The organism is Nonomuraea sp. NPDC050547, assembly GCF_044457345.1.
Classification (GTDB): Bacteria; Actinomycetota; Actinomycetes; order Streptosporangiales; family Streptosporangiaceae; genus Nonomuraea.
The window spans coordinates 293,464-314,415 of record NZ_JBITGW010000005.1; the positions used below are offsets into that span (position 1 = coordinate 293,464).

At 71.5% G+C, this 20,952-nt stretch carries 17 protein-coding genes; 6 read left to right on the plus strand and 11 right to left on the minus strand.

The genetic code is table 11. From position 1 onward, the window contains the following. Window positions 1-3: 3 nt before the first annotated feature. The 11 genes from ACIBHY_RS15170 to ACIBHY_RS15220 all read right to left on the minus strand — a co-directional run bounded on the left by ACIBHY_RS15170 (window position 4) and on the right by ACIBHY_RS15220 (window position 11,866). The gene (locus tag ACIBHY_RS15170; RefSeq protein ID WP_397306939.1) at window positions 4-564 is read right to left on the minus strand and encodes a hypothetical protein; all 561 of its coding nucleotides are present in this window, start codon (window positions 562-564) and stop codon (window positions 4-6) included. Then, a complete protein-coding gene (locus tag ACIBHY_RS15175; RefSeq protein WP_397306940.1) occupies window positions 543-1,781 on the minus strand; it encodes an MlaD family protein in 1,239 nt (412 codons plus the stop codon). Before ACIBHY_RS15175 ends, ACIBHY_RS15170 begins: the two co-directional genes overlap by 22 nt. Next, window positions 1,782-3,056, minus strand: a complete 1,275-nt coding sequence (locus ACIBHY_RS15180) for an MCE family protein (RefSeq protein ID WP_397306941.1) — start codon at window positions 3,054-3,056, stop codon at window positions 1,782-1,784. Then, window positions 3,056-4,237, minus strand: a complete 1,182-nt coding sequence (locus ACIBHY_RS15185; RefSeq protein ID WP_397243008.1) for an MCE family protein — start codon at window positions 4,235-4,237, stop codon at window positions 3,056-3,058. The genes ACIBHY_RS15180 and ACIBHY_RS15185 overlap by 1 nt, the downstream gene beginning before the upstream one ends. After that, the gene (locus tag ACIBHY_RS15190) at window positions 4,234-5,295 is read right to left on the minus strand and encodes an MCE family protein (protein WP_397306942.1); all 1,062 of its coding nucleotides are present in this window, start codon (window positions 5,293-5,295) and stop codon (window positions 4,234-4,236) included. The genes ACIBHY_RS15185 and ACIBHY_RS15190 overlap by 4 nt, the downstream gene beginning before the upstream one ends. Beyond that, the gene (locus tag ACIBHY_RS15195; protein WP_397306943.1) at window positions 5,292-6,317 is read right to left on the minus strand and encodes an MCE family protein; all 1,026 of its coding nucleotides are present in this window, start codon (window positions 6,315-6,317) and stop codon (window positions 5,292-5,294) included. Before ACIBHY_RS15195 ends, ACIBHY_RS15190 begins: the two co-directional genes overlap by 4 nt. Continuing rightward, window positions 6,314-7,654: an MCE family protein gene (locus tag ACIBHY_RS15200; protein WP_397306944.1), complete on the minus strand. Its 1,341-nt coding sequence runs from the start codon at window positions 7,652-7,654 to the stop codon at window positions 6,314-6,316. Before ACIBHY_RS15200 ends, ACIBHY_RS15195 begins: the two co-directional genes overlap by 4 nt. A 10-nt stretch (window positions 7,655-7,664) precedes the next feature. Further along, on the minus strand, window positions 7,665-8,474 hold the full coding sequence (locus tag ACIBHY_RS15205) for an MlaE family ABC transporter permease (protein ID WP_397243000.1): 810 nt from the start codon (window positions 8,472-8,474) through the stop codon (window positions 7,665-7,667). Then, window positions 8,474-9,244, minus strand: coding sequence for an MlaE family ABC transporter permease (locus ACIBHY_RS15210; RefSeq protein ID WP_397242998.1), 771 nt, complete (start codon window positions 9,242-9,244; stop codon window positions 8,474-8,476). The genes ACIBHY_RS15205 and ACIBHY_RS15210 overlap by 1 nt, the downstream gene beginning before the upstream one ends. A 3-nt stretch (window positions 9,245-9,247) precedes the next feature. Beyond that, entirely contained in the window at window positions 9,248-10,213 is a 966-nt protein-coding gene (locus ACIBHY_RS15215; protein ID WP_397242996.1) for an ABC transporter ATP-binding protein, read from the minus strand. A 258-nt stretch (window positions 10,214-10,471) separates the two neighbouring features. Beyond that, window positions 10,472-11,866, minus strand: a complete 1,395-nt coding sequence (locus tag ACIBHY_RS15220) for a hypothetical protein (RefSeq protein WP_397242994.1) — start codon at window positions 11,864-11,866, stop codon at window positions 10,472-10,474. A 259-nt stretch (window positions 11,867-12,125) separates the two neighbouring features. Here ACIBHY_RS15220 and ACIBHY_RS15225 point away from each other — a divergent pair, with 259 nt between their 5' ends. The 6 genes from ACIBHY_RS15225 (at window position 12,126) to ACIBHY_RS15250 (ending at window position 20,938) form a co-directional block, all read left to right on the plus strand. Beyond that, window positions 12,126-12,881 (plus strand): hypothetical protein, encoded by a 756-nt coding sequence (locus ACIBHY_RS15225; RefSeq protein WP_397306945.1) that lies wholly within the window; start codon window positions 12,126-12,128, stop codon window positions 12,879-12,881. An 8-nt stretch (window positions 12,882-12,889) separates the two neighbouring features. Continuing rightward, entirely contained in the window at window positions 12,890-13,648 is a 759-nt protein-coding gene (locus ACIBHY_RS15230; RefSeq protein ID WP_397306946.1) for a hypothetical protein, read from the plus strand. Between the two features lie 104 nt (window positions 13,649-13,752). Next, entirely contained in the window at window positions 13,753-14,937 is a 1,185-nt protein-coding gene (locus tag ACIBHY_RS15235) for a helix-turn-helix domain-containing protein (RefSeq protein WP_397306947.1), read from the plus strand. 151 nt (window positions 14,938-15,088) lie between these two features. Then, entirely contained in the window at window positions 15,089-16,288 is a 1,200-nt protein-coding gene (locus ACIBHY_RS15240; RefSeq protein ID WP_397306948.1) for a hypothetical protein, read from the plus strand. Then, a complete protein-coding gene (locus ACIBHY_RS15245) occupies window positions 16,285-17,709 on the plus strand; it encodes a hypothetical protein (protein WP_397306949.1) in 1,425 nt (474 codons plus the stop codon). The genes ACIBHY_RS15240 and ACIBHY_RS15245 overlap by 4 nt, the downstream gene beginning before the upstream one ends. Before the next feature lie 193 nt (window positions 17,710-17,902). Continuing rightward, complete coding sequence (locus tag ACIBHY_RS15250; RefSeq protein ID WP_397306950.1) at window positions 17,903-20,938, plus strand: chromosome partitioning protein ParA; 3,036 nt, start codon at window positions 17,903-17,905, stop codon at window positions 20,936-20,938. Window positions 20,939-20,952 lie beyond the last annotated feature (14 nt).

A 20,952-nucleotide genomic window follows, 5' to 3' on the forward strand; every position in this document is an offset into this window, starting at 1 on the left:
TCGTCACCCGCCCACGGCGGGAATCGCGGTGAACGACTTGAGCTTCCAGCCGCCGTCCGTCCTGGCCAGCCCGGCCTGGAACCGTTTGCGCTCCACCGACGCCCGCCCGCCCCGCCCGGTGAGCTCGATCTCGACGGCGGCGATGATCTGCGCGTCACCGGCTTCGGGGTCGAGGGCGGTGACGGCGGCCTCGATCACGGTGGCGCGGGAGGTGGCGCCGGAACGTTCGACGGCCTGGCGGGTGCTCGCCCGCCCCGCGGCCAGTTCGTCGCGCAGCGCCCCGGTGGTGGCCTCCTGCCAGCGGGCGAGACCGGCGTCCACGGCGGCCGCGTCCATGGTGTTGAGCACGGCGAGCTGCCGTCGTCCGGCCTCCAGCGCCCGGTCCCGCTCGGCGGCGAAGGCCGTGCCCAGGTCGCCGGCAGCCTGCCAGGACGCCCACCCGGACCATCCGCAGAACGCCGCGGCCAGGATCACCGGCACGACGGCGACCGGCCCCGCCCACCGCCTCACCGGCGGCGGGTCGCGGTCGGACGCGGGCGGGGTCAGCGGTCGGGGTCGGGCCACAGGAGCTCCTCCATGTCGTTCTCGGGCCCGTCGGCGGGCGGGTCGGGCAGGGTGTCGTGGTGGCCGGGCAGTTCGTCGAGGCTGAACGAGCCGGGCTTGGCCGCCTCGGGCACCCCGCCCTTGGGCGCGTTGGCCGAGCCGCGCACGCCGACCCCGGTGGAGGGTGGCGACAGGCAGCGGGCACCGGTGTTCAGGGACGTTCCTGGGCTGGTGTCGAGGCCGTTGCGGTAGGGCGTCTTGCCATAGCCGCTCACGCAGGGCAGCGGGTTGAAGAAGGTGTTGGTCAGGCCGAAGGTGAACGTTCCCGACCTGGCGGCGGTGGTTCCGGCGGCGACGAGTTGCGGGAGCCGTACCAGAAGCTCCTCCATGCCGCGCCGGCGCGTGAGCGTGAGGTCGGACGTCGTCAGGAGGTTGGCGACCAGGACGCTGAAGCCGGGGTCGAGCTCGCGCACGAGCTCGGCCACCTCGCGGGTGGCGCCGGGTGCTTCGGTGATGAGCGTGCGCAGGTCGGCGTCGGAGTCCTTGAGCTGCTTGGCGAGCAGGCGGGCGTTGCGGCCGAAGTCGCGCAGGGCCTGGCCCTCCTCGTTCTGGGTGCGCAGGACGAAGGTGCCGTCGGTGAGCAGGCGCGTGGTGGGGACGAGGTTCTCGTCGGCGGCGGAGACGAAGCTGCTCTGGTAGTCGAGCAGGGCGCGCAGGTTGGGGCCCTGGCCCTGGAACGCCTTGCCCATCTCGTCGACGAAGGTGCGCAGCGAGTCCAGCGGCACCGAGGCGGCGAGCGCGTTGACGTTGCCGAGGATCTCGGTGACCGGCGCGGGGGTGGCGCCCTGCGCGATGACCGAGCCCGCCCGCAGGAACGGGCCGTCGGCGGTGGAGGGGCGCAGGTCGACGTACTGCTCGCCGACCGCCGACAGGTTGGCGACGACGGCCTGCAGGCGGGCCGGGATGGGCGGGGCGGCGTCGTCGATGCGCAGGTCGGCGATCAGGCCGCGCTCGGTGAGCGTCATCTCGCCGACGCGGCCGACGGTGACGCCGCGGTAGGTGACGTTGGCGTCGGGGAACAGGCCGCCGGTCTCGGCCAGCTCCAGCTTGACCACGTAGTGGCCGGGGCGGCCGAACAGCCTGCCGAGCTTGGCGTACTCGATGCCGATGAAGCCGATCACGACGATCGCGATGGCCAGGAAGATCGCGACCCGGATGCGGGTGGCGCGGGTCAGCATCTACTCCTCCTGTCCGGGGGTGAGGGTCGGCGTCGGCTCGGGGGTCGGCGTCGGGGTGGGTTCGGGCTCGGGTTCGGGCGTGGGGGTGGGCGTCTTCGGCTTCGTCGGCGAGGGCGTGGGCGAAGGGGTCTTGGACTTCGCCGGGGACGGCGTGGCCGTGGGCTGTTTGCCCGCCTTCTGCTTGACCATGTCGAACGGCAGTTCCGGCCAGTCGTCCTTCGGGTCGGCGTTGATCGAGATGGTCGGGACGATCGGCTCGACGTCGGGGCCCGCGGCCATCGACAGGTAGGCGTTGAGGTAGTCGCCCTTGACCGCGTTCGTGATCTCGTCGGTGAACGGGTAGGTGAGCGCCACTTCCAGCGCCTTCGGCAGGTCGCGTCCGGCGGCGGTCAGGTTGCGCAGGATCGGTTCCAGCGCGCGCAGGTCGGCGACGACGTCGTCCTTGCTGCGGTCCACGACGTCCACGGCCACGTCGGAGAGCTTCTCCAGCTGCGCCAGCATGGTGACCAGCGCGCCCCGCTGCTCCTCCAGGACCTTCAGGCCGGGGCTCAGGTCGTCCAGGACGGTGTTGACGTCCTTCTTGCGCGAGTCGAGCGTCTTGGCGAGCCGGTTGAGGCCGTCGAGGGCGTCGATGATCTCCTGTTTGTGGCGGTTGAGGTTGCCGGTCAGCGTGGAGAGCTTCTTGAGCAGGTCGCGGATCTCGGCCTCGTTGCCGCCGAGCGCCTTGTTCAGCTCGCGGGAGATGGTCCTGATCTGGGCCAGGCCGCCGCCGTTGAGCAGCAGCGACAGCGCCCCGAACACCTCCTCGACCTCGGCGTTCCTGACGGTGCGCGTGAGCGGGATGTGCGCGCCCGCCGCCAGCGTCCCGCCCGTGCCGCCCCGGGCGGGCGCGGCCAGCTGCACGTACTTCTCACCGAGCAGGCTGGTCTGCTCCAGCCTCGCCTCGGCGTCGGCGGGCAGCTTCACCGCGCCGTTGACCAGCATGGTGACGCGGGCCGTCCAGCTGTCCTTCGGCAGGCTGATCTCGGTGACCCGGCCGACCGCCACGTCGTTGACCCGCACCGCCGCCTGCGGCACCAGGTCCAGCACGGTCTCGAACTCCGCCGTCACCGTGTAGGGCCGCTCGCCCAGCTCGGCGCCGCCGGGCAGCGGCACGTCCCTGATCCCGCCGATCCCGCACCCGGCCAGCGTCCCGGCCACGACCACGACCGCGACCACCCGCCCCTTTCCGGTACGGCCCGGCGCGCGTGACCCGGTTTCCCGGTGGATGGCCATCAGCGCTCCTCCTCACCAGGTAGCTCGTCGCCGGGCGCCGGCGTCGGGTCCTTCGTCTTGGCGGTGCCGCTCGGGCTCGCCGTCGGGGCGGGCGCCGTCGGGCTGGGCGACTTCGACGGCGACGGCGTCGGGCTCGGCGACTTCGAGGCCTCCGGTGTGGCGCCGGCCGACGGCGTGGGAGCCGGGTCGTCCACGATCTGCTCGGGGTCGAGCGCCCTGGCCGCCGGTCCGAACATCAGCTCCAGCAGGTCCCCCCGCCCCATGACGGTCCGGGTCTCCGGGTCGTAGGCGTTGACCACGTTCGTGGCCGCCAGCGGCAGGTTGTCCAGGGCCTCGGCCAGCGAGCGCCGCTGGTTCACGAGGGTCTGGGTGAGGTCTGCGAGCTTGTCCACGTTCGTGGCCAGGAGGGTGCGGTTCTCGGCGACGAACGTCTTCACCTCGCCCAGCGCCCCGGCCAGCTCGTGCAGGGCGCCGCCGATCTCGTCGCGGTCCGCGGCCAGGAATCCGGTCACGTCGGCCAGCTGTTGTTCGGCGAGCCGTACCTGGTCGTCGTTGTCGCGCAGCATGCGGGAGAAGTCGGCGAGGTGCCGCACGGTGGCGAACAGGTCGCCGCTGGAGTCGGCGAGCGTCTTGGAGGCCTTGCCGAACTCGGCGACCATGGTGTTGATGTCACGGCCGTTGCCCTTGAGGTTGGCGGCGCCGACGTCGAGCACGCGGGAGAGCGCGCCCTCCTTGTTGGCGCCGGCCGGGCCGAGTGCCCGGGAGAAGTCGCTGAGCGTTTCGTACAGCTTGTCCAGCTCCATCGGCACCGCCGTGCGGTCGGCGGGCAGGACGGCGCCCGGCTCGAGCTTCGGCCCGCTCGTGTACGCGGGGCTGAGCTGGATGTAGCGCTCGGCCACCAGGGCGGGGGCGACCACGACGGCCGTGGCGGCGGCGGGCACGTCGACGCCGTCGTCCAGCGTCAGCACGGCCCTGACCTGCGTGCCCTCGGGCGTCACCGACGCGATCTCGCCGACCTTGACGCCGAGCACCCGCACGTCGGAGCCGGGATACACGGCGACGGCGGAGTGGAAGTAGGCGGTGATCTGGTCGTCGGGGGCCCGCGGCGGCGCGGCGGCGCCGGTGAGCGCGACGACCAGCGCCGCGGCCAGGGCGAGAGAGCGCCTCCGGTGCGCGGTCATCGGTCGTCTCCAGGAGTGGTGGGGCTACCGGTCGGGGTCGGCGTGGGCTTTTGGGGTCCTCCTGGTTGGGGGGGAAGGCAGCCCTTGTCGGGCACGCCGTCCGGCAGGTAGTGCTTCGGGACGACCCCGCACAGATAGCCGTCCAGCCATCGCCCGTTGCCGATCGTGTTGCCGACCAGTCGCGTGTACGGCCCCGCCAGCGCCAGCGCCCGGTCCAGATCGCGCTGGTTGCGCAGCAGCACGTCGCTCACCCGCTCCAGCGCCCTCAGAGTGGGCGCGAGCTGTTTCCTGTTGTCCCTGACCAGCCCGACGAGCTGGGCCGACAGCTCCCTGGTGCCGGTGAGCAGCGCGTGGATGGCGGCCCTGCGTTTGCGCAGCTCGTCCAGCAGCAGGTTGCCGCTTCTGAGGAGCTCGGCGAAGTTGTCGTTCTGGGCGGCCAGCGTGCCGCTGAGCTTCTTGGTCCCGGCCAGCAGCCGGGCGAGTTCCGCGTCCCTGGAGGAGATCGTCTTCGACAGTGCGGAAAGGCCGGTGACGGCCTGTTTGACGTGCGGCGGCGTCCTGGAGAACGTGGCCGAGATCGTGTCCAGGCTCTCGGCGATCCGGTCGGTGTCCAGCCGGGCGACGGTGCGGCCGAGGTCGTCGAAGGCGGCGGTCACGTCGTAGGGGGCCAGCGTGCGCGTGACCGGGATGGCCTGCGCGGGGTTCTGCGCCTCGGGGCCGAGCGGGTCGAGGGCGAGGTACTTGGCGCCCAGCAACGTCCTGATCATGATGGCGGCGGTGGTGCGGTTGCCGACCCAGGCGTCCTTGACCCGGAACTCCACCCTCACCTTGCCCCGGTCGAGGGCGACGTCGTTGACCTTGCCGACCTTGACCCCGGCCACGCGTACCTCGTCACCCCGGGTGAGGCCGGCGGCCTCGGTGAAGTAGGCGGTGTAGTCGGTGCCGCCGCCGATGACCGGCAGGGCGTCGGCCCGGTAGGCGGCGGTGCCGATGCCGCCGATGAGCAGCAGACCGGCCAGGCCGACCAGGATGGGGTTGCGCTCGCGCAGCCGCTTCACTGCTTGCACCTGCCTTGGGTGTTCGGGATGCCCGTGGGCGCCGGCCGGCCGTCGGTGTAGGTGACCCCGCTGATCAGGGCCTCGCACAGGTAGAGGTTGAACCAGGAGCCGTAGGAGGCGGCGCGGGTGATGACCTCGGCCTTGTCCGGCAGCCGCTGGAGAAACCGCTCCACGAGCGGAGCGTCGGCGTTCAGGTTGCCCGAGAGCCTGCCGAGCTGGTCGATGTCGCGGCGCAGCGGCTCACGGCTCTCGGCCAGCAGGCCCGCGGTGCTCGTGGTCAGCTCGCCGAGCGCGCCGATCGCCTGCCCGATGGGCTTGCGGTCGGCGGCCAGGCCGCTCATGAGCCTGCGCAGGGTGACCACGAGCGTGGTCAGCTCTTTGTCGCGGGCGTTGACGGTGGCCACGACGGTGTCAAGGTTCTTGATCACCTCGCCGATGAGGTCGTCCTTGGCGGCCAGGGAGTTGGTCAGCTCGCCGATCGTGCGCAACAGGCCCTCGACCGTGGCGCCCTCACCCTGGAGCACCTGGATGAGCTCGCCGGCGAGCTTGTTGACGTCGTCGGGCGACAGTGCCCGCATGAGCGGCTGGAAGCCGCGGAACAGCTCGGTCAGGTTGATGGCCGGGGTGGTGCGATCCAGCGGGATCGTGGCGCCGGCGGCCAGGGCGCCGCCCGCCGTACCCTCGCCCTGGGCCAGGTCGATGTAGCGCTGGCCGACGAGGTTGAGGTACTTGATCGTCGCGGTGGCGGAGGCGGGCAGGCGGCGGTCGCGTTCGACGGAGAACTCGACCTCGGCCACCCGCCGGTCCACGATGGCGATCGACTCCACCTGGCCGACGCGTACGCCCGCGATGCGGATGCTGTCGCCGGTGTTGAGCCCGGCCACGTCGGTGAAGCGCGCCCGGTACGTGGTCCGCTCGCCCAGATCGCTGTTGGCCACGCTGATGGCCAGGGCGAGCGTGGCCAGGACCGTGACGAGCACGAAGGCGATCGACTTGATCAGCGGCGCGGTGACTTCCCTCATCGGATCCTCACCTCGACGCCCCGGTAGAGCGGTCCGGCCAGCACGCTGCTCCAGTCGGGCAGGGTGCTCGGGTCGTCGCCGTACTCCAGGGCGAGCAGTTCGTTGACAAGGCGGCTCTCGGCGCCGGAGTTGGGCGGGCCGTAGGAGCCGCCGAAGGCTTCGGCGGGGCTGGTGGGCGTGGCCGTACCGGAGGGCGAGGTCGTGCCTGTGGGTGTCGCGGTGGCGGTGGGTGAGGCGGTGCCGGTGGGTGACGGCGAGGTCGTCGCGGTCGGTGAGGGCGCACCCGTGGGGCGGGCGCCGTCGCCCGTGTAGGGGATGGTGTAGCAGCGCGGGCCGCCGGTCGCGCTGTAGACCGGGCGGTCCTTGCCCGGCAGGTAGCGGCCCTTGCTCTGTACCGCGATCACCTTCACGTGCAGGCCGGGTTCCTTGGTGCCTTTGCCGAGCACCTTGTCCATGAGCGGGACGAAGTCGGCGAGCATCTCCAGCGTGCACGGGAACTCCGGCGAGTAGCGCGCCAGCAGTTCCAGTGTCGGGCGGCTGTGGGCGGCCAGCCGGATGAGGTTGGCCGAGTTCGCCCGCAGGAACGTGGTGAGGTCCTGGGAGGCGGCGGTCACGCCGGCATACAGCTCGCCGAGGTTCTCGCGCTGGTCGGCGATGGTCTTGCTGGTGGTGGTGAAGTCGGCCAGCGCCCGCAGGATGTCGGGCGCCGCCTCGCTGTAGAGGTGGCTGAACTCGATCAGCTCGCGGACGTTGGCGTTCAGCTCGGGCAGGTGCGGGTTGAGCCTGGTGAGATAGCGGTCGAGCTGGACCAGCGTCCGGCCGAGCTGCTCGCCCTTGCCCTCCAGGGCCTGGGCCATCGCGTTGAGCGTCGCCGACAGCTTGGCCGGCTTGACCGCGGTCAGCAGCCGCAGCAGGTTGTTCAGCACCACCTGCAGCTCGATGGCGTTGGCGGTGCGGTCCTCGGCGATCACCGCGCCGTCGGCGAGGCGGCGTGCCGACGGCTTCGCGGGCGGGATCAGCGCGACGTACCGGGCGCCGAAGACGGTCGTGGGCAGCATCTGGGCGCGCACGTCGGCGGGGATGAGCCGCAGCTGCCCCGGTTCGATGGCCAGGGTCAGCCGGGCGCCGTCGCCGTCGGCGGCGATGGTCCTGACCTCGCCGACCACGACCCCGCGCACCTTGACGTCGGCCAGCGGGTGCATCTGGTGGCCGACCGTGCCGGTGCGCAGCGTGACGAGGGCGACCTCGGCGAACTGCTTGGTGTAGACGGCCACCGACAACCACACCAGCAGCACGGGGACCATGAGGAACGCCACCCCTGCCAGCCGTCGTCTCATCCCGCGCTCCTCATCCGGTGATCTTCACGGTCGTGGTGGCGCCCCAGATGGCCAGGCTGAGGAAGAAGTCGGTGACGCTGATCAGCACGATCGAGGCCCGTACGGCCCGGCCGACCGCCACGCCCACCCCGGCGGGCCCGCCGGCGGCGCGGTAGCCGTAGTAGCAGTGGGCCAGGATCACCATGACGCTGAAGATCAGCACCTTGAGGAAGGAGAGCAGGACGTCCGTGGGCGACAGGAAGACGCCGAAGTAGTGGTCGTAGGTGCCTTCCGACTGCTGGTTGACCCAGATGGTGACCATGCGGGAGGACAGGTAGGAGCTGATCAGGCCGATGCCGTACAGGGGAATGATCGCGACGGTCCCGGCCACGATCCTGGTGGAGACCAGGTACGGCAGGCTCGGGATGCCCATGCCCTCCAGGGCGTCGACCTCCTCGTTGATGCGCATGGCGCCGAGTTGCGCGGTGAAGCCGGCGCCGATCGTGGCCGACAGGGCCAGGCCGGAGACGATGGGCGCGATCTCGCGGGTGTTGAAGTAGGCGGAGACGAAGCCGGTGAAGGAGGCGGTGCCGATCTGGTCGAGGGCGGCGTACCCCTGCAGTCCGACGACGACGCCGGTGAACAGGGTCATGGCGACCATCACGCCGATGGTGCCGCCGATGACGGCCAGGCCGCCGCTGCCGAAGGCGACCTCGGCCAGCAGGCGCAGGATCTCCCTGAAGTAGCGGGCGAGCGCGGCCGGGATCCAGAGCAGCGCCCGGATGTAGACGCCGAGCTGGTCGCCGAGCTCGTCCAGCCAGGTGAGGACTCTCGTGTGCATCAGCCGACCTTCGAGGGGACGACCTGCAGGTAGATCGCCGTGAGCACGACGTTCACGAAGAACAGCAGCAGGAAGGTGATGACGACGGACTGGTTGACCGCGTCGCCGACGCCTTTGGGCCCGCCGGCCGGGTTGAGCCCCCGGTAGGCGGCCACGACGCCGGCGATGAAGCCGAAGAGCAGCGCCTTGAACTCGCTGATGTACAGGTCGGGCAGCTGGGCCAGGGCGGAGAAGCTGGCCAGGTAGGCGCCGGGCGTGCCGCCCTGCATGACGACGTTGAAGTAGTAGCCGCCCGCGACGCCGACGACGGAGACGAGGCCGTTGAGCAGCACCGCGACGCCCATGGCGGCCAGCACCCTGGGGACCACCAGCCGCTGGATGGGGTTGACGCTCATGACCTCCATGGCGGCCATCTCGTCGCGGATCGTGCGGGCGCCGAGGTCGGCGCAGATGGCCGAGCCGGCCGCCCCGGACACCAGCAGCGCCACGATCATGGGGCTGATCTGCTGGAGCATGCCGAGCACGCTGGCCGCGCCGGTGAACGACTGGGCGCCGATCTGCTGGGCCAGCGAGCCGACCTGCAGGGAGATGACCGCGCCGATCGGGATCGACACCAGCGCGGCGGGCAGGATGGTGACGCTGGTGATGAACCAGAACTGCTGGATGAACTCCGCGAACTGGAACGGCCGCCGGAACATCAGCCCGAGCACGGACCCGCCCAGGGCGAACATCCTGCCCGTCTGGCGTAAGCCGCCGGTGATCGAGGCCATCGTCTACTCCTTCACGCCGGGCAGGTGCCGGGAGACGATCGCGTCCCTGGCGGCGGGGGCGAGTTCGGGCAGCATGCGCATGACCCGGTCCATGCGCCGCCAGACGGCCTGGCGCGGGGGCAGCCCCGGCGTGGGGGCGAGCTGCTCGGGGATCGTCTTCCTGCCGCCGTACGGCACGGCGCTCTCCATGGCCCGCAGGGCGGCGTCCTTCTCCTCCGACATGCCGATGGGCCCGCGGACGTCCCCCTTGAGAAACTGCCGGACGACCTCGTCGTCGCTGGTCAGCAGGACCTCGCGGGGGCCGAAGGTGACCAGCTCGCGGCGGTAGAGCATGCCCAGGTTGTCCGGGACGGTCGAGGCGATGTCGATGTTGTGGGTGACGATCAGCATCGTGGTGTCGAACTGGGCGTTGAGGTCGATGAGCACCTGCGACAGGAACGCGGTGCGAACCGGGTCGAGGCCGGAGTCGGGCTCGTCGCACAGGATGATCTCGGGCTCCAGCACCAGCGCCCTGGCCAGGCCCGCGCGCTTGCGCATGCCGCCGGAGATCTCGCCGGGCAGCTTCTTCCCGTCGCCCGCCAGGCCCACCATCTCCATGCTGTCCAGGACGATCCCGCGGATCTGCGCCTCGCTCTTCCTGGTGTGCTCGCGCAGCGGGAAGGCGATGTTGTCGTAGAGGTTCATGGAGCCGAACAGGGCGCCGTCCTGGAACATCAGGCCGAAGAGCTTGCGGGCCTCGTAGACCTGGCGGTCCGGGGAGTTGATCATGTCGACGCCGTTGACCACGACCTTCCCCCTTTCCGGCTTGATCAGGCCGATCAGGGATTTGAGAAACACCGTTTTGCCGGTGCCAGAAGGGCCGAGCATCACGCTGATTTCCCCGGCGGGGAGAATCAGCGAGACGTCTTCCCAAATCGTCTGCGCGCCGAAGGACTTCGACAGTCCCTGGACCACCACTTCGATTCCCATTACCTCGCCTGACCGGTCGCGGCATTGCGTGCGGGCAAGTTACTCATCGCGACGATCGGGAGGCAAGTGACTAAAGACACGATTCCGCATCGGTCAGGCCGTCTGTCAACGCCTGATTATTTTGGATTCGCCTTTTGTCATCGGGTGCGGGTTTTCCTGGCGAGCCTGACCCGCGTTTTGCCGCACCGCGCGCACGCCTGCGTCACCACCAGGCCGATCCGTTCGATCTCGACCCAGTGGCGATGAAGGTGCATGGGTTCAGCCCTTCCGCGAGCCCGCCTTCTTACCGTTGATGGTTACCTCGGGCGGGCATTGGGCGGAAGGGGCGCCGGCCGTTCCGCACAGGGCGCCCTGGTTGACCTGGATCTCGTTGGCCTTGCCGGAGACCGAGGCGGTCAGCAGGCGGCTGATGTCCTCGCCGACGCCGCAGCCGGCGAACGGCGGGATCTCCACCAGCCCGCGCAGCACGCCTCCGACCAGGAGATTGTCCTGGTAGGGCGGGTCGTACATCTCGCCGCCCCGGAGTTTGAGATCGATCGGCCTGGCCGTCCGGCACTTCGGGCCGACGTCGATGGGCCGGCCGTTCACGCTGGCCTTGAGCACGCGCATGGTGACGCGCGCGTTGACCGCCACCGCCAGGTCGTCGGAGCCGTCGGAGGTGGAGGAGTCGATGAGGTGCACGTTGGCCGCGCCCACCTGGGTGAGCTCGACCGTCGTGGTGGTCGGCACGAAGCCGAAGGTCAGGAACGTGCCGGTGGCGCGGACCGGCTGGTTCTCACCGACGTAGTCCTGACGCTGCCACGGCACCGTGCCCGGCGGCGGGTCCCTCGGCACGACCCAGCGGAAGCCGCTGAGGCTCTTCACCGCCGACAGCGACTCGACCGAGACGCCGGCGTCGAGCTTCTTGATGTTGGAGAAGCCCTTGAGCTTGGCGCAGCCCATGGCGGGCGGGATGGGTCCCGGCACCGCGGTCGGCGGCACCTCCGGGACCTCGAAGTCGGGGTTGAGCACGGTGGCGGCCGGGTTCGGCGGGCAGTCCTCGCCGGTCTTCGGGCCGCGGAAGACCACCTTGGCCTGCACGGTCTCGGCCTCCGGCACGCAGGTCGCGGTCTTGGCGCCGCCGGCGGGCGGGGTCAGCACCATGGTCAGCGCCGAGGCGGTGAACGTCGCGACGCCCGGGACGGCCGCCTTGAACGCGTCGCCGCGCTGGCCGGCGGTCCAGGTGGCGGCGGTCAGCCGTACCTCGCCGGAGGCCGCGACCGGGCTCTTGGCCGGGCTGCGCACCTGCCGCCAGGCGAGCACGCGGGGCTCCGGGCTCTCGCCCTCGTCGGCCTTGAAGGCGGCGCCCACCTTGGGGGTGATGGTGGCGCTCAGCGAGTCCACCGGCTGGTCGGAGAGGTCGGCGAGGATCGAGCGGGGCATGACGATCTTCATGCTGAGGCGTCCGGGGCGCACGTCCACCCCGACGGCCTCGGGGCTCTTCATCGTGACCGTCAGGCGGATCCTGATGCGGTGGTTCGTGGCCGAGGCGCCGACCTTGCACCCGTACACGGTGTCCGACACGGGGCCCTGCGCCCCGGTGGCGGCGCTTCCCCCGGACCCGAACATGGTCGCGAGGATTCCTGCGGCGATCCACGGCGCGGCTGAGCGCATGGCAGTCCCTTCAGCGGTTTCCGCGGCACGGTAGGGCACAACGCGTTCGCTTTTCAAGCCTTTGTCATCGGCTGATAAACGCGCCGCGCGGCTTTGTCAACGGATGAGCACGCTCCGCTTGGCAGCCGGTGACTAATTCACCGCGCATTGTTTGTCACTGGCTGAGCAATACATATTTCAGGGATTCGAATTGTTGACGCCAGAACTCTCTTCTGTTTCTGTGACGTTCGTCACCACTCACCTTTCATGGAGGCACACGATGAAATCCATCGCACGGGTGTCAGCGCCGTTAGCCGCCGCGGCCGTCGCGCTGATTCTGCTGCCCGGCACGGCGGTCGCGGCCGAGTCCACCCCCGTCATCCGCGCCGGCACGGCCACCGCGGCCGCGTACTCGGGGAAGATCCAGGCCCTGAGCTTCGGCGAGGTGTACTTCTCCGGCAACGCCCCCTTCATCGGCCTCGTGGACACCACGTGCCAGTACGCCCAGCTGCGCGGCGGCGTCAACTCCAACGGCACCGGCGGCTACGTCAACTACGTCCAGATCGACAACGACGGCTCCGGCGGCGCCTGCCCGAACAACCAGGGCGGCACCACCACCATCACCACCGTGAACACCAACGGCAGCGGCACCATCTACTACGACGACGACCACCTCAACAGCCGCGACACCTTCCTCAAGCTGCCCGGCAACCAGCCCGGAGTGAAGATCAAGGCCGTGATCGAGATGCCGGCCGTCACCACCGAGCCGCAGACCTGCTACTACGGCCTCACCGCCGACACGCCCACCCTGGAGATCGACCTCTACAACCCGGACAACCCCAACCGCCCCGACCCGGCACTGGCCCAGGCCCAGGGCAGCGCGCAGGGGCAGCAGTTCTACCTGATGCCGACCGAGACCAACGACGTGTACTGCCCCGAGGCCGCGGCGGCCTTCGCCAACGTGGTGGTCAAGGGCGAGTCCGTGCCCAACTCCGGCACCTACGACCAGAAGCTTTACGCGACCAAGGCCCCGTGAGGAATCCAGTGAAGCGAGCCAAAGCCGCCCTGGCCGCACTGCTCATGATGGGGACACCCGCCGCGATGGCCGCCCCCGCCCAGGCGGAGGACATCCCCGCGTTCGACTTCGCCGACTGCCCCGACCTGCCCGACCGCGCCGATCCGCGGTTCTGGACGTGCAACGTGATCATCGTCAACGGCGGGAAGTTCGTGCTCGGCAAGTTCGACCAGGTCATCAACAAGACGATGAAGATCACCTATGCCACGGGCCTCGACCCCGACACCCGCAAGCAGGTCACCGTCTTCGGCCGGCTGCGCGCCGAGCGCATGACGGTCAGGAAGGGCATCTTCGGGGACCCCATCCTGACCGCCGTCTACGCCGAACCCCAGTACGCGGGCTCGTTCGACGTCGTGCCCGGCCCGATATGGAAGATGGCGCTGAAGGTCCGCATCATCAACCCGGTCCTCGGCCACAACTGCCGGCTCGGCTCCGACCGGAACCCCCTCCGGCTGAACCTCATCCTCGGCACGACCAACCCGCCACCGCCCAACACGCCCATCTCCGGCGTGAAGCCCGTCCTGGTGTCCACGAACCCGCCGATCCAGAAGGCCACGATCGTGGACAACGCCTTCGCGGTGCCGGGCGCGGAGAGCTGCGGGCTCGGCCTGGGCCTGCTGAACGCGGTCGTGAACTCCCAGGCGGGGACCCCTGCCGCCGCCGGTCGCAACACCGCGATCTTCCAGCAGTACGGATCCTTCAAGAAGTACACCGACATCGTGCCCTGAAAGGTTCGATGATCAAGGAAGTGCCTGGTCTCTTGTCGGAGGCCGGGCTCTTCCCTATGTTCGTTGTGTCACATGTCACAAGGCGTGCGAGGGAGGTGTGACTGTTGACGCAAACCGTTGAACAGGGTGACTTACCCGGCCCCATCCCGCCGCACTTCGCCGAGATCATGTGGCCAGAGGTGCCCAGCATCGTGGACGAGGTCCTCCTGGCGATCGGCGAGTCGATACCCGAGTTCGCCCACCGCACCACCGGCAAGCACGGCCAGCTGCTGAGACGCGGCGTCGACTGCATCCTGACCTCGTTCATCCAGCGGGTCGCCGACCCCAGCGCCTCCTTCGAGGCCCGCGACGCCGTCTGCCGCCAGCTCGGCCGCTTCGAAGCCCGCGAGGGCCGCAGCCTCGACAGCCTCCAGGCCGCCTACCGGCTCGGCCTGCGCCTGGTCTGGCGGCGCAGCGTCGAGGTCGGCAACCGGCACGGCATCGACCCCTCGCTCGTGGCCACGATGGGCGACTCGATCATCGCCTTCATCGGCGACCTCGCCGAGCAGTCCGTACGCGGTCATCAGGAGGAGCTGACCAGAGCCAGCAAGGACCTGCGTGAGCGCCGGGCCAGGCTGCTGCGCCACATACTCGACGGGGGCGGGGCCGTACCCGAGCGTGCCGCCCGCGCCGCCTGGACACCCGCCGAGCAGATCACGCTGGTCGCGCTGCGCGCCGGCGCCGCCGACCCGGGCCGCCCGCTCGAACCCGGCGTCCTGGCCGACTGGGCCAGCGCCGAACCCTGCCTGCTGTATCCGGGCGAGATCGCCGGCGAGCGGCTGCGGCGCCTGGAATCCCTGCTGAGCGGCATGTCCGCCGTCATCTCCGTCACCGTGCCGCTGGCCGGCGCGCCCTCGGCCATGAGGTGGGCGCGGCGCGTCTTCGCCCTGGCCGACGAGGGGATCATCGCGGGCGCGCCGCTGCTGCGCTGCGAGGACCACCTGGTCACGCTCTGGCTGCTGGCCGACCACGAACTCACCGAGCAGATCGCGCGCCGCGAGTTCACGGCGCTCGGCTCGTTCACGACCGGGCGGCGCGAACGACTGCTGGAGACGCTCGGGGTGTGGCTGGCCACCCGCGGCACAGCGGCCGACATCGGCGAGCAGCTCAAGGTACACCCGCAGACCGTCCGCTACCGGATGCGGCAGCTCGAGAGCGCCCTCGGCGACGCCCTGACCGAGCCGGACCGGCGCTTCGCCATCGACCTGGTCCTGCGGGCGCGCGCCGCGAAGGGCTCGTTCGGCATCTGACGCGCGGCCCCTTCGGGCCTCGGATGGGCTTCGGCTCTGGTGTGTCGCGGGCTTCGGCTTGGGTGTGTCGCGGGTGGTGGCCCTGGTGTCTTCGGTACGGCGTGCCGCGTCCGGTGCCAGAGTGTCGGTGCGAAGCCGTACCTTAGTTCGCGTGCCTGATCAGCCCCTGACCCTCGACGCCGCGCTCTCCGAGGAGGCGGTGCTGTCGACCTACCGCCGGATGTTCGCCGCGCTGGCCCGCGACAGCGGAGCCGTGGTCGACGACCCGGCCCTGGTCGACATCGCCGAGACGCTGTTCGGCGCGTTCGCCGAGGCGGGCGAGGAGTGGCTGACGCACGAGCAGATGCGCCATGTGTGCCGCGCCTACCCGGCCGACCAGTTCGACAACCGGCTGCGGGTGCTCAAGGGGCTGGGCGCCGTGCGCGAGGTCTTCCCCAAACCCAACCAGCTGCGCTACCGGGCCTCGTTCACCAGCGTGGTCGGGCTGATGTTCATCCGCCGCATGATGGACGACGGCGGCCAGTCCGAGATGCACCGCCTGCTGGCACTCGAAGACCTCAACGTCGCAGACCCGCGCACCACCATGGAGGAGGCCAGGCAGAGCGCCGCCAACCTCGCGCGCGCCTTCCGCCTGTGGGCCCTGGAGCTGATCACCCTCACCACCGGCACCATCGAGGAACTGCGCGAGCAGGCGCCCAAGCTCTGGGGCACCGAGGAGATCGCCCGGCGCGCGCAGAGCCTGCACGGCACCATCCTCACCCGCTGGCCCGACCTCGACCGCACCTGCACCGACCTGCGCGCCGCCATCTACTCCTACAGCGACGCCAGCCGCCGCGCCGCCGGGCGCCTGGCCGACTCCGCCGGCACCACCCGCAACCTGACGCTGCTGCCCACCGAGACGTGGCGTACCTTCTCCCAGACCGCCTCCCGCGAGCGCCTGGCCGCCGTCCTGGACGGGTTCGTCTTCGACGCGCCCGCGCCGTGGCACGATCCGGCCGCGATCGCCCGCGCCGTCGACGAGGCACCGCGCCCGGTGCCCGCCCAGCCCACTCCCCCGCGCTCCGACCTGCCCGACCCCGGCCCCGCCGACTCCCTCGACGGCCCGGCCGACGCCGTCGTCCAGCGGCTGACGGAGGTCGCCGAGTCCCTCCTGGCCGGTGCCGCCCGCGTGCGCCTGGCCGACGCGGTCGGCGCCGACTGGTCCTCGGTACGCCGCCTGCTGGCCGACCTCACCAGCATCGACCTGCGCCCCGAGCTCCCCTACCGCCTGACCTGGTCCGACGAGCTCTCGGTCGACCCGGCTCGCGAACCCGCCTGGCTCTCGCACGGCTTCCTGGAGCGCACCCCATGACAACAGACCCCACCCCCGGCACCACACCCCCGGCCGAACCAGCCCCCACGAGCGCCACGCCGCAGACCACCACGGGGCCGGCCGGCGAGGCGCCGCCGACCGAGGCGGGGCCCGCGAGCACCACGCCGCAGGCCAGGGCAGTGCACGTGAACGCCGCGCCACGGGTGGAGGCTGGGCGCGCGAGTGGCGCACGGCAGGCGGTGGCGGGGCGGGCGGGCGGCGGGTCTGTGGCGGTGGCGCATGTGCGGGCGCGCTCCGGTGGGCCGTTGCGGCTCGGGGCCGGGGCTCCGGCGCCGGTGGGCATGATGCGGCTGACACACCACGACAGCACCGGGCTGGCGGTGCCCGTCTGGCCGGACGGGGCGACGCCGTCCCTGCTGGAGGAGCAGCAGGTGGCGCCGATGCCGGTCGAGCGGGCCGGTGAGGCGCGCCGCGTGCTGGCGGCCTGCCTGAAGTGCTGCTGGACCGACCTGGCCGCCGACCCGTGGCCGGGCGTCGCGGCCCCGGCCGAGCAGGTGCTCGACACCTACCGGGCGCTGATCGGACGCTCCGACGACCTGATGCGCAACTGGGCCGTCGGCGCGCTGCGCCGCCTGCACGACTCCTCCTGGATCGTTCTTTCCGACGGCGTGGTACGTCTGGGACCCCGCTGCGCCCTCTGGCCGGTCGAGTCGTTCGCCCAGCTCAAGGAGCTCGTCCGCAGGCTGCCCGAGCCGGAGCGCGACGAACTGACCGTGGTCGCCGACGAGGACCTCGTGGCCGGAACAACCGCCGAGCCTGGCGGGCTGGTCGAGGGCGGGGAGGCCGGGTTCGACGACCTGCTGTCCAGTTATGACGAGCGGCGCCGGGCCGAGCTGGTCGGCGCCTACATGGTGCTGGAGCATGCGGCGGAGCCTGTCCAGGAGGCCAGGTTCGCCGCGTTGCGCGACCCCGCCATGCGGCACACGCTGGGCGAGATGCTGGGACGGCGCGGCCGTACCCTCATCCAGCAGCACGAGCGCTGGACCTCCGGCTACGACGACGCGACGGCGGCCGAGGCGGCGCGGGCGGAGGGCGGGCTGGGCGAGAGTGAGCGGGCGGTGCTGACGCTGGTGCTGGTGCACTCGGTGGCGATCCCGCGCGCGGAGGGGGCGCTGCCCGAGGACACGTGGCTGTCGCCGTTCCCGACGCCGGTGGACGAGCTGCGCCGCCACACCCAGCTGCCGATCGGCGAGCTGGAGTCGGCGCTGCGCGCGCTGCGGCACGCCGGGCTGCTGGGGCAGGTGAAGGCCGGTGAGGAGGCGGGCGGGTACGTGCCCGGACCCCAGTTCCACCGGCTCACCCCTGCGGCCAGGCGGCGGCTGCAGGAGGAGCTGATCCTGGCTGCCGGGCCGCACACGCCGCTGGCGGGAGCCGTACGCGCGAGAAGGTCCGCATCGTGACAGCGACCGGACATCGCCACACAAGTGGGCGCTACCACACGAACGGGCATCGCCACGCGGACGCGTGCCGCCGCCTGGGCGGGCATCGCCTCGCGGACGGGCATCGCCACGCGGGCGTGGGTGGGGGTTGGGGTGTGGGTGGGTTGGGTTGGGCTGGTCGTTGGATGAATCTCGGGGGTTGAGGGTGTCGCAGGTGGAGAACGTCGTCGGGGACCGGGTCCTGATCGCCGTGCAGGCGGTCAACATCTCCCGGCTTTCGACGCACCCCGTGCCGACCGTGCCGGGGACGCTGATCGTGGTGGCGGGGGCCGGGCCGAAGGACTCCAACGGGGCGGGCAAGTCATCGTTCATCGCCTCGATCACGGCGTTGCTCGGGGACGAGCAGTGGCGGTTCGCCTCGGGGGCGAAGGCGGTGTCGGAGCTGTTGTTCAACGCCGAGCTGGCCAGCGGGGCCGGCGGCAAGCAGTGGGCCAGCGCCGACCACGGCTACATCGTCGGCGTCTTCGGCCCGCCCGGTGCCGACGCCGATCTCGCCGCGCTCGACTCCGGCACGCCTGCCGCCGCCGACGACGAGGGCGGGTCCGGCGAGCTGATCTCGGCGGAGATGGAGACCGGGGAGCTGTTCCAGGTGCCGACCGGGGGCGCGGTGACCGTGTGGCTGCGGGTCAACCAGGAGGCCCCGCACCTGGAGGTCCGCTGGCGGGAGGGGGTGCACCTGGCCGCGGCGGCGTCCGAGGCGGAGCGGGTGGCCAGGGCCGACGACATGTGGAACGCGCTGCCGAAGTCGGCCGGACGCCGCGACGTGGTGGCCCGCGACCTCACCAAGGTCCTTTACGGCGACCGGGTGCGCTGCGTGTCGTTCCTGTCGACGTCGGTGCGGAGCAAGGTGGCCACGAACCTGCTGTCGCAGCCGCTCAACGAGATCTCCCCGGAGCGCGTCTTCGAGGCGATCGCCGCCCTCACCGGCCTGGACACTGAGCTGGAGCAGGAGCGCGAGGCCCGTCGCGACGAGCACGCCAAGCGGGTGCGCGCGGCCCAGGCGGGCGAACGGCTGGCCGAGTTCGAGGCCGAGTCGAAGGCGTTGCTGACCACGTTCGACCGCAGGGACCAGGCCCGCGTACGGCTGGCCGAGGCGCTGCGCTGCTGGCGGGGCCGCCAGGCCAGAAAGCTGGCCGACGCCGCGGCCAAGGACGAACTGCTGGCGGCGGAGTCGGCCCGCCACCAGGAGGCGGCCGAGAAGGCCGCAGGGGCGATCGCCATGGTCAAGGCGGAGATCGCCACGCTCAAGGACGACACGCTCGACAGGAAGGTGGGCGAGGCGCGGAAGGAGCTGGCCGCGCTGCAGGCCAGGGCGGCCAAGCTCGACGCCGACCGGGCGGTGGCCGCCAACTCCGCCGACGAGCTGCGCGGCCGGATCCCGGCGCTGGAGGAGACGCGGCGCTTCGCCGACGGCCGGGACGTCCCGGCCGCCGAGCGGGAGGTGGGCGAGGCCAGGCTGCGGCTGAACGAGGCGCTGAAGGGCCTGGGCGTCGCCGACCGCGAGGTGGCCTCCGCCCAGGCGGCGCTGGACGACGCCGAAGGCGGCCCGGCGGCGGCCCAGCTCAACGCCCTGTCGGCCGCCGGTCTCGACGCCACCGGCCTGCTCGACGCCCTCGACGTCGCCGAACAGGCGCGCGACCACGCCCACGGCCCGGAGGTGGAGGGGCTGGTCCTGGCCGGGTTGCGCGGGTGGCCGAACGAGCACGCGGTGATCGTGGACGCCGACCGGCTGGAGGCCGCGGCGGCCGCGCTGGCCGAGCTGCCGGGGTCGGTGCTGGTCTCCTCGGCCGGGGTGAGCGTGGTCGGCGCGTTCGACGGGGTCGCCACCGGGCGCGAGGCGCGGATCAAGGCCGCCGAGCACCGGCTCAACCGGGCCAAGGACACGCAGGAGTCGGCGACGCAGGCCGTACACGATGCCGAGGGTGCGGTGGCGCAGGCGCAGCGGCGGCTGGAAGGCGCCAAGGCGGCGGTGCGGCTGGCCGAGATCGAGGCGCGGCTGGCCGAACGGCGCGCCAAGCTGGCCGAGCTCACGTCGGCGGTCGAGGAGGTCACCCCGAAGGTGGCCGAGACCGAGCGGCTGGCCGGATCGCTCGACTTCCGCGCGCGTACCCGCGACATGGAGATCGAGCGGATGGAGGGGCGCAGGCAGCGGCACGAGGGCGAGCGCGGCCAGGCGAACGAGCAGGACCGGCGGGTGGCCGCCGACCGCGAGGCCCTGAAGCTCGACGCGCTGGCCGCCGACTGGGGCGGCACCGCCGACGGCGCGCGCGAGTGGATCGAGGCGCTGCCGGAGGAGGAGCGCCCGCGCGGCGCCGACGAGTGGTGGCGGATGGCCGAGCGCCACTTCGACCAGGCGCAGCGGGACACGTTCCCGGAGGAGGACGCCGAGGTCCCGGAGGAGCTGGCCTTCCTGCTGGCCGAACGGGCGGGCAGCACGGCGCGCGAGCAGGCGACGTTCGCTGCGGTCTGCGGCGCGCTGGCCTCCTACCTGCGTGGGCAGGAGGAGTACGAGAAGCACCAGCGCCGCCAGATCGAGGCGCAGGTCGACTCCCGGCAGCGTGACCTGGCCGCGGCCGACAAGGGCGCGGAGGAGGCGGCGCAGTCGACGGCCGTGCACCGGGCGGCGCTGACGGCGGCGATCAAGGCGCGGCTGACGCGGGTGGCGGAGGAGTTCGACAAGCTCGACACCGGGTACGGCGGTTACGGGGCGACGCTGGAGTTCCCGGTGCCGCCGCCGCCCGCCGACCCGGAGCAGCGCTGGCAGTGGCGGGTCACGCCGAAGTGGCGGCGGGGCGACGGGCAGGGGTTCGTGCCGTACAACCGGCGGGCCAACACCGCGCTCATGGACGAGAAGGCGGTCAAGCTGGTGTGCGCGGCGGCGATCGCCTCCTCCGGGGGCGGGCACCTGTGCCTGGTGCTCGACGAGCTCGGCCGCAACCTGGGCAAGGAGCACCGGCGGGAGGCGGTGGCGCTGTTCCGGCGGATCGGCGAGACGTACGGGATCACGGTGATCGGCGCGCTGCAGGATGACATGGAGCCTTATGCGATCGACGCGTGCGGGCAGTACATCAAGCTGCGGCGGTCCTCGGACGCCATGCCGTACAACGAACCGCCGGTGATCATCGGGCACGACCAGCACGCGGAACGCGTGCGCGCGCTGGCCTCCTACGTGGAGCGGCCCGCCTCATAAAGATCCGGCGGCCC